10 protein-coding genes are annotated in these 13,545 nt (G+C 45.7%); 6 read left to right on the forward strand and 4 right to left on the reverse strand.

Annotated features, from left to right (window positions below):
* From QUB25_RS28425 to QUB25_RS28435, 3 genes are all read left to right on the forward strand, one after another.
* Positions 1-207, forward strand: a 207-nt coding sequence (locus QUB25_RS28425; protein ID WP_333188652.1) for a hypothetical protein, incomplete at its 5' end; no start/stop codon positions are given.
* 529 nt (positions 208-736) lie between these two features.
* Positions 737-3,604 carry a DUF3987 domain-containing protein gene (locus QUB25_RS28430; protein WP_333188654.1) on the forward strand — a complete coding sequence of 956 codons (2,868 nt, stop codon included), beginning with the start codon at positions 737-739 and terminating at the stop codon, positions 3,602-3,604.
* 461 nt (positions 3,605-4,065) lie between these two features.
* A complete protein-coding gene (locus tag QUB25_RS28435; RefSeq protein WP_333188656.1) occupies positions 4,066-6,885 on the forward strand; it encodes a CHAT domain-containing tetratricopeptide repeat protein in 2,820 nt (939 codons plus the stop codon).
* Between the two features lie 743 nt (positions 6,886-7,628).
* On the opposite strand, the gene QUB25_RS28440 is transcribed toward QUB25_RS28435, so the two are convergent.
* From QUB25_RS28440 to QUB25_RS28450, 3 genes are all read right to left on the reverse strand, one after another.
* A complete protein-coding gene (locus tag QUB25_RS28440) occupies positions 7,629-8,831 on the reverse strand; it encodes a leucine-rich repeat protein (protein ID WP_333188659.1) in 1,203 nt (400 codons plus the stop codon).
* A gap of 421 nt (positions 8,832-9,252) precedes the next feature.
* The gene (locus QUB25_RS28445) at positions 9,253-9,840 is read right to left on the reverse strand and encodes an ATP-binding protein (protein WP_333188661.1); all 588 of its coding nucleotides are present in this window, start codon (positions 9,838-9,840) and stop codon (positions 9,253-9,255) included.
* Positions 9,841-10,201: 361 nt separating this feature from the next.
* A complete protein-coding gene (locus QUB25_RS28450) occupies positions 10,202-10,423 on the reverse strand; it encodes a hypothetical protein (protein WP_333188663.1) in 222 nt (73 codons plus the stop codon).
* Positions 10,424-11,394: 971 nt separating this feature from the next.
* On the opposite strand from QUB25_RS28450, the gene QUB25_RS28455 reads away from it, so the two are divergent.
* Positions 11,395-11,826: a hypothetical protein gene (locus QUB25_RS28455; protein WP_333188665.1), complete on the forward strand. Its 432-nt coding sequence runs from the start codon at positions 11,395-11,397 to the stop codon at positions 11,824-11,826.
* Positions 11,827-11,831: 5 nt separating this feature from the next.
* The gene (locus QUB25_RS28460) at positions 11,832-12,311 is read left to right on the forward strand and encodes a hypothetical protein (RefSeq protein WP_333188667.1); all 480 of its coding nucleotides are present in this window, start codon (positions 11,832-11,834) and stop codon (positions 12,309-12,311) included.
* Here the strand turns inward: QUB25_RS28460 and QUB25_RS28465 are convergent.
* Complete coding sequence (locus QUB25_RS28465) at positions 12,301-12,483, reverse strand: hypothetical protein (protein WP_333188669.1); 183 nt, start codon at positions 12,481-12,483, stop codon at positions 12,301-12,303. The genes QUB25_RS28460 and QUB25_RS28465 overlap by 11 nt on opposite strands.
* Before the next feature lie 81 nt (positions 12,484-12,564).
* Here QUB25_RS28465 and QUB25_RS28470 point away from each other — a divergent pair, with 81 nt between their 5' ends.
* Positions 12,565-13,122, forward strand: coding sequence for a hypothetical protein (locus tag QUB25_RS28470; RefSeq protein ID WP_333188671.1), 558 nt, complete (start codon positions 12,565-12,567; stop codon positions 13,120-13,122).
* The last annotated feature ends 423 nt before the right edge of the window (positions 13,123-13,545 follow it).

A 13,545-nucleotide genomic window follows, 5' to 3' on the forward strand; every position in this document is an offset into this window, starting at 1 on the left:
CTTGATGGACAGCAATGCTTTCGTGCTTTTCATTCTTTTGAGGATGAGGACTCGCCAGACTGGGACTGCCCAAAAGCGATGCAATTTAACTATCTGCACTATTGCGCGGAAGTCCTGGGGGTTAAAAATAAGCAATTACAGTCGGAGGTTGAAAGCCTCAAAGCTCAGTTAAAATCCTTCCGCAAACAAAGACTCAAAGTGCTTTGAACCCTATAAGCTAAAAAGTATGGATCTACTTTCTTGCATCAAATCTGTCGAGGACGAGTTCTCCCTTATTTCGGAGATGGGACTCCCTTGCGTATTTGAGGGGCAACAGATTAGACGAGACTGGAAAAAACACAGGACTTTTTGGACTATAGTCATTCATAAACTGGGACGCGCCATTAAGAAGAACATCAAAGCGATGCTTCGGATTTTTGTTGGAACCCACTTTTTTGAGCTGTTAGTCGAGATTTTCTCTTGGGTCATAGACGCGCCTACAACTCCTGACACTGACCTTTGCAAGATTGAGTCCAATCGTGACCCCCCGCCAGTCTTTATTCCTCTTCCCAAGATTGAATCGCATGGTTGCGCTCGTAGCGACCTAACCATCCGCTCGCTTATTTTCTAGCGGGGCGGTTCCACTCGTGTTTTAAGCTTTTTAATTCTACGTAAACGCCAAAAAACTGCTGCTTCTAATTGGAACCTAGCTTGCAGCAGTCTTTGGAATTCAGGCCGAAGGGGCCATCCACTTACCATGAATATTAACTCAGATAACGGACAAAGCACAAGCCGTGCACTTCTTCGTGCATCCAAAACCAGCCCTTGCCCCCACTGTGGCAAACCAGATTGGTGCTACTTTATTGGGGAACTTTCAGTATGTAACCGCGAACAGCCACCCGCTACGGGCTGGGAAGCTACATCGAAAGCCGATAAGGATGGCAAAACTTACTATGCTCCTATCCAACAAAAAAAAGCTATTCGCCCGCGTGGTACTCGTGACTGGTACTATCCCGCCCGCGACGGCTCCCCCCTTGTTCGCGTTGTTCGGTTTGATGACGGCAAAGGTACTAAGGCTAATTGGACTCAAATGAGTTGGGGTAAGTGCAAGAGTTCGCGACAGATGGGCTGGATAGGAGGTATTGAAGGGGTAGCGCGGGAAAATATCCCTATTTACCGCTATGCAGAGGTCAAAAAAGCGATCGCAAATAACGAGCTTATTTTCATCGTTGAGGGGGAATCTTGCGCCGATATACTTTGGGGCTTGGGTTTGGCCGCTACCTGCAACATTGGTGGCTCTAGCAAGTGGCGAAACACTGACACAAGCGATTTAGAGGGTGCGAGCGTTGTCATCGTCCCCGATCGCGATAAACCAGGAATCAAACACGCTGAGCTATTGCATCAAGAATTCCCCGGCGCGCTCTGGCTTTATCCTTTCCCTGAATCTAAAGCCTGGGAAAACCTACCCGAAAGTAAAGGGCTAGACATTGCGGACTGGGTGGAACATCACAAGCTAACTGCTGAGGATATCAAAGTGGTGATCCGAGACAAGAAAACTTTTGAAACTTCCCGGCAGGTACAAAAAGTTGTTACTCATCCAAAATTTGAAGTCCCTAACCTCTCCGACCTAGCGGCCAAAATTGATGAACTGCTCAACTCCGACTTAAGAAGGTCACAGCTTCAAATTAAAATCTCAGAGCTGGCTCAAACTTACCGACTTACTCCGGCACAAGTTCAGAAAATTTACCGCACTCGCGAGCAAGAGCTGGAACAAGAGTTAGAGCAAGAAGATACAGGGGCCGAAGTTGCTCGTCTGCTTTCTGCCCAAAAATCACAGATTGAATTATCCGAAATTCTTCCCCCTGGATTAGCAGCCCCCATTGAAAAACTAGCGGCAAAGCTCAATCTAAAAACTGAGTGCTACTTGGCCGCCCTCCTCACCCAAGTTTCAAGCCTGTTCAAGGTTGGCTCAGAAGTCTTGCTCCGGCGCGATACTGACTACCGCTGCACTCCTAATTATTTCGCTGGCATCGTCGCTGAGTCATCCCAGAAAAAATCCCCCATCATGCGGGCAATGATAGATCGACCAATGCAATCGCTACGGGACAAGGCTCGGAAGGAATATCAGAAGGCTCTCGCAGACTATGAGGAAGAATACAGGCAGTGGAAGGCAGCCAAAGGGGACAACAAGGGATTACCACCTAAAGAACCTCGACCTAGGCTCTACTCGTTTTCTAAGTCCACAGGTGAAGGCATTTTGTATCAAGTTGCTGAGTTCCCCGACCAAGCCTTGATGTATCGCTGCGATGAACTTGCCAGCCTCTTTAAGTCCGCAAACCAATATCGAGGGGGTAAAGGTAGTGATGATGAGGACTTGCTCGAATTTTGGAACGGTACAGGCAGCACAGTTCTACGGGCTTCTGGAACTAAAGCAGACTTAGACGGGTTGCTACTGAGCGTTTTTGGAACCATTCAGCCCGACGTGTTGGCAGCTTTGCTGAAAGATTGCAGCGACTCTAACGGGAAATTCGCCCGTTTCGATTTTGTGTTTCAGCCTTTGGCCGCTTCTAAGCTCTCTGAGGATGATAGTGGCGGTTTTGACATTACGCCGATGCTGAGTGTTCTGTACACGAAAATAGATTCGCTGCCAGCTTTGAAAATGGAACTAAGCCCCGATGCCAAGAGACTCTTCACTGCTTTCTACAACGCAATGGAAGACAGACGGATTGCTGAACCAAAACAGGGTATTCGGGCAATGGTCGGCAAAATGCCTGAGAAGGTAGGCAAGATGGCCACTATCATTTACGTTCTGACCTGCGCTTTTAATGGTGTTGAGCTTAATTCTTTAATACCTAAGTTCGCGGTGGAAGCGGCGATAAAGTTTGTCAAATTTAGCTCTGACCAGATTGCCAGTCTCTACGCTGAGTTCTCTGACCGTCAAGCCTTGGCTCCTAGTTTGGTGAAAATTGTTCTCCTAGCAGAGCGCAAAGGAGGAACGGTTTCAACTCGTGAAGTTCAACGCACTTTTTCGTCTAACCATAAAACTATTTCGGTTCAGCAGGTTCGAGATTGGTTCGCGGAACTTGAATCTATGAATTATGGAACTGTCAGCACTTTCAAGAAAACTGTTTCCTTCTCTCTACTGACACCGACAGTTCCGACAGTAACCTCAAACCAAGATATATCAAGGGTTAAAGGCACTGACAGTGAGCCTAATACAGTTCCGACAGTTCTGACAGTAAATCCGCCAACTGTCAGTAATTGTCAGACAACTGTCAGTAACTATGGCCGACAGTTGGAATCTTTGTCTAATAAGGCTTTGAGGTCTACTGTCGGAAGTGTCGGCCATAATTTCGCACCTTTTGAAAAATCAGAAAACTTATTGCTGAGCTCTGACCATCCTCAGGTCCTAAAATCAGTCGCTATCTCCAAAGGATTTGAGGTCGGTGATCGAGTAGAAATTACGCTAAGGAGCGATTACCAGGGGCAAAAGGGCGAGATTGTTGGTATTTCGTATGGGGCAAAGGAAATCGACTACTACGTGAAGGTTGAGAACGAGAAGATACTCATTCCCGTTCCCGTCGGTGCAGATAGTTTCCCTTACTTGAGGAAGCTGACCGACTAAGTTCTAGGTCAGGATAGATTCATATCCTGACGTAGCGGCGCTGCATTCAACTTCTAGGCGGGGAAATATCGCTATCCCCGCCTAGAACAAGGTTTTGGAGGGAGTTGGAAAATTGGGGTTATCCTCGCTTAAATCTCTAGCGGGATTTTTTCGACGGGCTGTTAAGTCTTTGCCAACGTGAAAAAATTTAGAAGACCGTCGGAAAAATAGCCGCCTGCCCGTCCGGCTAAGGACATCAAAAACCATGTGTCACGCGCTTGAGACTATTTGATGACCTTGGCTATTCTAGGCTCTGGCTCAGGATATGCTCCTATCCTGACATAGTGGCGGTGCTTTCAAGTCCCAGGCTGGGAAATTGGACTAGCTCGGTCTAGCTCTGCTCCTGGTAACTTTAACTTCTTCCTGCCTTAACACTAAGCAGGTTAGTGCCTAAAATTGAAAAAAATATAAAAGGGGTGGCTATGTTTGATCGCACTCAATGGGTTTTGACCGTTATGTTGATCGTACTTTCGGTTCAGCTAAGTCAGCCAGTGGCAGTAGCTGTACCCGTTGGCAAAGTCGTACAAATATCACAAACTAACAGTAACGAAGCTGCTAAAAAAGTATTTGAAGAGGCAAAAAAACTTTACCAGCAAGGAACAGGGGACTCAAAAAGAAGTGCGATCATCAAGTTGGAAGAAGCCTTAAAGCTGTATCGAGAAGCAGGCGATCACTCAGGGGAAGTGAACACCCTCACCTGGCTCGGCGTTATTTACTCAGAATTGGGAGAAAAACAGAAAGCTCTAGAGTATTATAGCCAGTTGCTTCCCCTGAGTCGGGCAGTAGGCGATCGGGGTGGGGAAGCTGCCATCCTCACCAGCATCGGCGTTATTTACTCAGAATTGGGAGAAAAACAGAAAGCGCTAGAGTATTATAGCCAGTCGCTTCCCCTGAGTCGGGCAGTAGGCAATCGGGGTGGGGAAGCTGCCATCCTCACTAGAATCGGCTTAGTCTACTCAGAATTGGGAGAAAAACAGAAAGCGCTAGAGTATTACAGCCAGTCGCTTCCCTTGAGTCGGGCAGTAGGTGATCGGCGTAAGGAAGCTGCCATCCTCAACAACATCGGCTTAGTCTACTTAGAATTGGGAGAACAACAGAAAGCGTTAGAGTATTACAACCAGTCGCTTCCCCTGAGTCGGGCAGTAGGCAATCGGGGTGGGGAAGCTGCCATCCTCAATGGCATCGGCAGTGTCTACTCAGCATTGGGAGAACAACAGAAAGCGCTAGAGTATTATAGCCAGTCGCTTTCCCTGAGACGGGCAGTTGGTAATCGCGCTGGGGAAGTTAACACCCTCAACAACATCGGCTTAGTCTACTCAGCATTGGGAGAACAACAGAAAGCGCTAGAGTATTACAGCCAGTCGCTTCCCCTGAGTCGGGCAGTAGGTGATCGGGGTAGGGAAGCTGCCATCCTCAACAACATTGGCAGTGTCTACGTAGAATTGGGAGAACAACAGAAAGCGCTAGAGTATTATAGCCAGTCGCTTCCCCTGAGTCGGGCAGTAGGCAATCGGGGTGGGGAAGCTGTCATCCTTGGCAGCATGGCTTCTGCCAAACGCGCTCAAAACAATCTTATCGAAGCCCTCAACGACATTGAATCTTCTATCAAAATTATCGAAAGCCTCCGCACCAAAATTGCCAGCCCTGAACTCCGCAGCTCATACTTTGCCACAGTACAAGACCACTACGAACTCTACATTGATTTGTTAATGCAACTGCATAAAACTAATCCTAAATCCGGTTACGATACAAAAGCCTTAGAGGCTAGCGAACGTTCGAGAGCTCGCAGCCTTCTCGAACTTCTTCAAGAAAGTAACGCCAACATTCGCGAAGGTATTTCCCCCGATTTACTGCAACAAGAAAAGAGCCTGCAAAACCAACTCGATGCCATTGAAAAGCAGCGCATCGAAACAATCAGCAGCCCCAATCCCAATCCAACAAAAATCGCTGAAATCGACAAACAACGCTTCGCACTTTTGGAACAATATCAGCAACTTCAAACCAAAATTCGTACCGCCAGCCCCCGCTACGCTGCCCTCACCCAACCCCAACCTTTAACACTGCCAGAAATTCAGAAACAGATTCTCGATGACAACACTATTTTATTGCAATATTTCCTTGGCACAAACCGCAGTTATTTGTGGGTTGTGACATCAACAGGAGTAACCAGCTATGAATTACCAAAACCTGCAGACATTAAAACAGCAGCTAAGGACTTCCTAGAGACGATAACTAGCCCAATCCAGAGAGATATTCCTCAACAAGTTGCCCAAGCAAGTGCAAATCTGGGTCAAGTAATTTTACAACCCGCAGCAGCCCAATTAGCAAACAAACGCTTATTGATTGTTCCCGACGGCGTGCTGCAATATATCCCTTTTCAAGCTTTGACTCTTGACAAAACCGCTGGCCAGAACACCAATGTTCCCTTAATTATTGAACATGAAATTATTACTCTTCCTTCTGCCTCAACTCTCGCCATTCTCAGGCAAAATTACGGAGATAGAAAACCACCAAGCCGAACTTTAGCAATTTTAGCAGATCCTGTTTTCAGTCCAGACGATGAAAGAATTAAAGGAAAAATTACCCAAGCAACCACAGACAAATTAGAAGCAAATAACCTCGGTTTAAATCGCTCGCTTCGTGCTTCTAATCGGCAATGGCCGCCCGAACGCCTCGCATTTACCCGCCAAGAAGCCCAAAGAATATCCAGCTTATTCCCCTCAGCTTCGAGCAGTCAAAAGATTGATTTTGAGGCCAACCGCACTACTGCTACCGACGGCAGTTTAGTTAATTATCAAATTGTTCACTTCGCCACCCACGGCATTGCCAACAGCCAAAATCCCGAACTGTCAGGAATTGTGATGTCGATGGTAGATGACAAGGGCCATCTTGTCAATGGTTTTTTGCGCCTCACCGATATTTTTAACTTGAAACTTGCGGCAAATTTAGTGGTTTTAAGTGCTTGTCAATCGGGCATGGGACAGAATGTTAAAGGCGAAGGAATGGTGGGATTAACAAGGGGTTTTATGTATGCGGGGGCTCAGCGGGTGGCGGTGAGTTTGTGGAATGTCGATGATGAAGGAACTTCTGTGTTAATGCAAAAGTTTTATCAAAAAATGGTGCAACAAAAGTTAACGCCCGCGGCCGCTTTGAGGGCAGCGCAGATTGAAATGATGCAACAGGAAAAATGGAAGTCTCCCTATTATTGGGCTGCTTTTACCCTTCAGGGCGAGTGGAAATGATATTGCGGACATAATATCACTTCTTTCTGCCTTTATACTAAGCGAGCTAGTGACTAAGATTGACAAAAATACAAAAGGGGCGACTGTGGGCAAGTGCGCTTAATGGTTTTTGGCTGGTATGTTGATCACACTTTCGATTCAGCTAAGTTAGCCAGTAGTAGCAGCCGTGTCCGTTGGCAAAACCGTACAAATAGCACAACTTAATAGCAACGAGGCTGCCCACAAAGCTTTCAAAGAAGGAGTATAACTATATCGGCAAGGAACGACGGAATCTTTAAAAGGTGCGATCGCAAATTTGAACAAGCATTTATGAATAGGCTGAGAGAACTGTAACAGTTTCCAGTTTTAAAGGGAAAAATTGGAGTTTCCCTGCCTATCCGTTTATAAAAATAGTATTTTTTTTCTCAGTTTTTCCTCAAAGCAGCACTAATTTCCGTTTATAGAAATGGTATTAACTGCACAGCGACTAATTGTGTCTTACGGATATGTCTTACGTTTTCCTATTCCGTAATGCAGTCGAACTACACTACTTTCACGTCGTAGGCAAAAAAATTTGAATATCCTGATTGAGTCGTAACAGTTGCGAGTCCTAGTTGGGAAATGGATTTCCTCCATTTAATTTCACCGTTCACAGAATTTTTCGCTCTTGAGATATTTTAGACAGATTGCTCTTAATCTGCTTTCATACCCATATATTTTGGGAGATTTCCGGAGTCATGTAGCAGAAGTGCTGCAAATTGTGCTTACTCTTCCTCTTCCGACGGCTCGCTAACCCCTTCTAGAGTGTTGAAAACTAAAAAATGACCGTAGTCGCTGTTGTCATTAAAAAATTGAACAAATTCCTTTTGTGGAACTTGTTCAGCATATTGACAAATCTCGTAACTTTGCTGTTCACGTCGTAGTTGCTGCAAGCTAAACACTTCTGGCATGAAGGTAATTTGATTACCCCTAAAGTCAATTTGTGGAGGATTTGACAGTTGCCCGAGCGTCTCTGGAATCTCAGTTATCTCATTGTCATTAAGGTAGAGTTCTCTCAGATTGGACAGTTGCCCGAGCGTCTCTGGGATTTTAGTTATCTTATTGCATTTGAGGTAAAGGTTTGTCAGATTGGACAGTTGCCCGAGCGCCTCTGGAATCTCAGTTATCTTATTGTCATTGAGCCAAAGGCTTGTCAGATTGGACATTTGAGCGAGCGCCTCTGGAATCTCAGTTATTTTATTGTCATTGAGGTAAAGGCATGTCAGATTGGACAGTTGCCCGAGTGTTGCTGGAATTTTGGTTATCTTATTGCCATTAAGGTAAAGGCGTGTCAGATTGGATAGTTGCCCCAGCGTCTCTGGAATCTCAGTTATCTCATTGTCATTAAGGTTAAGCTGTCTCAGATTTGACAGTTGCCCGAGCATCTCTGGAATTTCGTTTATCTCATTGCCCCAGGCATCAAGCTGGATCAACTTAGACAGTTGCACGATGACTTCTGGAATTTTGGTTATCTTGTTCCAAGAGATGTCAAGCTGTGTTAGATTGGAAAATTGCCCAAGCGTCTTTGGAATTTTGGTTATCTTATTGCAAGAGATGTCAAGTTGTGTTAAATAAGAAAGTTGCCCGAGCATCTCTGGAATTTCAGTTATCTGATTTCTACTAAGGTTAAGCTGTCTCAGATTGGACAGTTGCCCAAGCGTCTCTGGAATTTCGGTTATCTTATTACTATTAAGATCAAGTCCTTTTAAATTAGTTAATTGAAGAATAACATCAGGAAACTTAATTAGCGGTTTCACCCTTCGTGTTGCCCCTTTTCCGTCGTATACCGTGCACTTAAACGTCTCAAGCTGTGTACATTTGCCAATTTCCGATGGTAATTCCTCCAAGTCCAACCCCGACAAATCCAGTTTCTTCAAATTTTCCTGAACCGCCCAGTCGATTCGTCGGATTGCTTCATCTCGCGTCATGTCTTTTTCCTCTTGGTAGAATCCTTTTTATTGTGACAATAATTTTTGTTTAATTGAGAAAGCCAACAAAAATTAGGGACGGCAGTATCCTGAGCGAGTCGTACTAAATTCAAGCCCTAGATTGGGAAAATTGAGTAGGCTGATGTAGCAGCAATGGTTACAAGCTCTAGGCTGGGAAATAGTGTTATCCCCGCCTAGAATAAGGTTTTGGAGTGAGTGGGAAATTCCCTTTCCCCGTCTAAACCCGTAGCGGGATTTTTTCGACGGGCTGCTAAGTCTTTGTCGAAGTGAAAAAGATTTAGAAGACCGTCAGAAAAATAGTCGCCTGCCCGTCCGGTCTAGAACACCAAAGGCGTGTGTCACGCGCTTGACACTATTAATAGCCTTAGCGGTTCCAGTCTTTGGATCAGAATATATGGATTTACTGAACCACAAATCCCATCTCGTTCAAACCGAACGGATCTTTTTTTTTCAATTCTTCGTTCAACTTAGCCTGGAAGTTAAAAGGCTTTCCCCAATCCCAAATTTTGATTTCAAGACGTTCCTTAAATACCGTAATCGAAAGATCGATCGAAGTGTCTGACGGCATATCTTTGTGATGGTGAATAGCGAGGATAAACCCTTCAACCACCGCCAGTCGGGAAAGTTGTAAAACTGTTTCGGGAATTGGTAGATTATCTAACTGCTCCACCCACCACAAAACTTGACTAACAGTAGCAATATCACTATTAAGCTCGATAGTGAGTTTTTGCAGTAGCTGATTACAATTTCGATCGGATGGGCTAGTTATTTGCTCTTTCAACCAGTTAAAAATGCTCAAAACATCGCTCGATGGCTTCAAACCAACAATTTGAAATTTATTTTGAGGTAGTATGGGTTGAAAATATTTAACGATTGAAAGACAATTGCGACGTTCAGAAGTGTGGGTATAACTAAGTTCATCAGCAATTTGACCAATTAGTTTTATACCTATTCCTAGCGACGGTTCATCAAAAAATCTATCTTTCATTTTTGCTCTCCTTATGTTTGGTAGTCTCGTAAATACTAATCGCCGATGCAAGCGCGAAACAGTTCCCATAGGATGTCCGAACACCAAACTTTTTCCCGGAACAGAAACTTTTTTCCGAGCAGCTAGTTTGTGCATAGTCTGGATTTTTTAAAACCTGTGGACTACTCCTCCAACTTGCAGAAACACGGTTTTAAAAACCTAAAATTTAGGGGGTAAAATTGCTTTGTCCTAAGTGAAAGCGTTTTACACGTCTTAACTCTTGGGAACAACAAACTCCTGTGTCACGCGCTTGACACTATTCAACAACCTTAGCGGTTCTAGTCTCTGGCTTAGAAGGCTTAGAAAATATGGATATCCCCGCCTAACGGTGCGACTTATCGCGGTCGCAATCTTTGATTGCAGCAGAGATGTACAGCCCGATATAAGCTCCAACCCCAACTTTAGTCAAGTCCTCAAACATTGGTTGGGTACAGGAGCCGATGGCACCCAGTACCAGGGAACCAATAGCAAAACGATAACTCTCAAAGCGTGTGCTTGCGAGAAAGGGTTTCTCATAGTTGTTACCAGTTAAATTACCAAACATTCAAAGTCTTTCTGCTTTGCGTGTTTCTTCATATAACCATGACAAGTTTATTGAGAGTTATCTATCCTTTATACAAACTTTACAAAAAACGTGTCGCGTTGCTGATTTACGGTTACCTCCGACTAGTAAAAGGTTTTGGAGTGAGTAAAAAAGTGTTGTATCCCCGCCTAGCAGAAGGTTTTAGAGTGAATGGGAAAGTGTTGTATCCCCCCTAGCAGAAGGTTTTGGAGTGAGTGGGGAAATTGGGGTTATCCTCGCCTAACCTCACCCAACAACTTACCTAGCTCTTACCCTGCAACCCACTCCCTATCCTGCCTACAGAGGTTTCTCAATCTCAAATCCCGAAATGAAAAAAATAAAACCCGATTTTGAGGCGCTTTTTTAAACTTTTCTCTCCGGGGTCTGGAAGCAAAATGAAAATATTGCCCCCTCCACCCCCTCGATCGCAAAAGTAGAGTCTCCCCGCCTAGCGGGATTTTTTCGACGGCCGCTAGTTTTCTGTTGGGTGCGAAATCTTGTTTCGGTCGTCGGAAAAATTCCGTAAGCCTCCCCGGCTGAGGGGGCAAAGATCCGGAAACAAGCAAAAAGTCCCAGTTCACGCGCTTGAAAACACTAGACAGATGTTAGACAATAGTAAGACATTATCAGATAATCGTAAGATATAGTTACCTAGCAGTTACCTAGCAGTTACCTATAGCTTTGGGTAACTGCCAGACCATATAAGGCGCACAATTCAACGCCTAGGCGTGGAAAAACTTTACAATTCCTGCTTGACACCAAGGCGTAAAACCTGCGATCGTAAGTAACTAAGGAAGATGTTGCGCGACCGACTAGCGATTCCACCCGCTAACCGAGTCACGGCTTCCCCAAACCGTTCAGTTACAACGTTTGGAGCCTAACTATAATGCCATATTCAGCCGATCGCTTTTTCGGGTGATCGCAACTCTTAACGGAGTTAGTGGGGTTTTGCCATGACTAAGCCCCTAATCAGCTACCGTCGCATTGACCGCTTAAAAGCGATGGCATTTGAGCGCGGTTTTACCAATGAAGATGCAAAGCAGTTCGGAAAACTCAGCAAAACTGCCACATGGGAAGCGCTGCTAGAACTGTACCTCGTTGACGGTGAATCGCTTGACACAATGCTAGACAACACACTAGACACTGTAGACAGATCTGTAGACAGTGTAGACACATTGGATTGGGCTAACGATGGTTCGTTCCCCGTGTGTTTTCCCCGGCATAATTCCACCTTTTTGGATTGGGTTGATTTAGGTCAACTTGTCGCACTCGCACTCGCATCAGCGGGGGTCTTTGTGCTGGCTATAAGTTTATGGCGACAAATCAATCCGTTGAACTTACTTCCTCCAGTCCGCGTAAACATTCAAATTGGAGCATCAAAATAATGGGCATGATGACCAAACTATTTGGCGGCGAAATTAGCGACGCCATCACAAGTAAATTTGAGAAACTGGCTGCTCCAACTGATGCGGGGGCAATTACACCGCTCAATCCCGGCAACTTTGCGTCTATCCGCACAGCAGCAATAATCGAGGCTCCCCGTTACTACAGCAAGGAAGAAGCGGACGAGCGGAAGAAATTGGCGAAGGAAAAGACCGAAGGTGCGAGGTACACGAAAAAATACCTCAAAGCAACCAGCCAGATTGAAGAAGCAGACGGTGCAGTACACAAGGCGTACCGCAAACATCAGAAAGTGGTGGCGAGCGTAGAACTGACAAAAAAACAAGCTGATGTGGGGTTGGCGAAACACCTGCTCGGCTTGGCTCCTGGATATGCCAAGCTAGGTGTCGGTTTAGAAAAAGCTGAGAATCGCGCCACCGAAAGGATTGCAGCGATTCAAGCCAAGCTTTTAGGAGGGGCTAAAGAATGATAAAGGCGATCGCCCTGAGCAACTCATTTTTGCTTACGGCGATTGCTTCCAGCCTCCTGTGCTGGGCAGCGTCGCTCGATAGCGCTTTGCTCCAATTCGTGCAAGCAATCTTTGCATTGAAGCTTATTATTTCTGCTTCTGCTTGGCTCTTAGATGATGCGGTAGTCGCCATCCTAGGAATTGATTTAATGCAGTTCAGGTTCCGATTAATTTCCACCTCGATAGCTGCTCTGGTAGGGCTCGGGGTAATGTTATGTCGCTCCTGAGAGTGTCTGTACTTTCCTTCTCTGGCCTCACCCTCTGGCTACTCCCGCCCTTTGTTTTCAGTCGGAAAGTCCCGCTGCATAATTTTGTGCAAGGCATCGCTATAGTTGCGTCTTTTGCCTGTTGTTTTGAAGCCCGCAAGGGTGCGCTCAAGCTTGCTAAAGAGGCGGAATTCGAGGCCCTTAAGCAAGCAGCCATCGACAGCGACGTGGTACATGAAATCAGCACGTCCGTATATGTTTCCGAGGATACGCGGAAGAAGGAAGCCGAAGCAATTTTGGCTGCTTCCGATGAGGAAGTGGAAGCAGCACGGGAAGCTTTGGAAGCCGTATACAGCAACGACTTACAACCAGAAGCTTCCGCTACCACTTCCAAACAGGATGCTAGTGATTTACAACTTTGGTGGAAAGTGGAAGCGGCACAGACTCAAGGTAAAACTGCAACCTGGATTATAGAAAATATCCTGGGCAAGAAGGGGCGCAAATTCTCTGAAGGCAAAAAGCAGCTTGAGGAATTAATTAAAAAATTTAGTGAAGAAGGAGGATGAGAACGCGGGCCGGGGGAGGGGCTGACTTGGGGCCTGCCCCCCCGGCCGCGCCACGCAGAGGTTTAGGCGCCGCAGGCAACCGGGATAGGTGAAACCCGGTACAACCGTAAATAAAAAATCCATGTCTTAAGATAGAGAAAAGCTGTACCTACAGACAGATGTAGATATTTCGGAGCTACCAAACTTTATCAATATTTTCCTTGATTGTATGATTGAATCGGTTAAAAGGGTTAGACGTGGGGGAAAGCGGTTAGGGGCTGGTCGTCCTCCCCAATGGAGTACACGCGATTTTAAGACCATTAGAATTCCGATTTCTTTGGCAGATGAGGTAATGGAAATTGCCCGCTACCTTGATGGACAGCAATGCTTTCGTGCTTTTCATTCTTTTGAGGATGAGGACTCGCCAGACTGGGACTGCCCAAA

Origin of the sequence: Microcoleus sp. B3-D7, from assembly GCF_036705305.1 — a bacterium.
In the GTDB taxonomy this organism is placed as follows: Bacteria; Cyanobacteriota; Cyanobacteriia; order Cyanobacteriales; family Microcoleaceae; genus Microcoleus.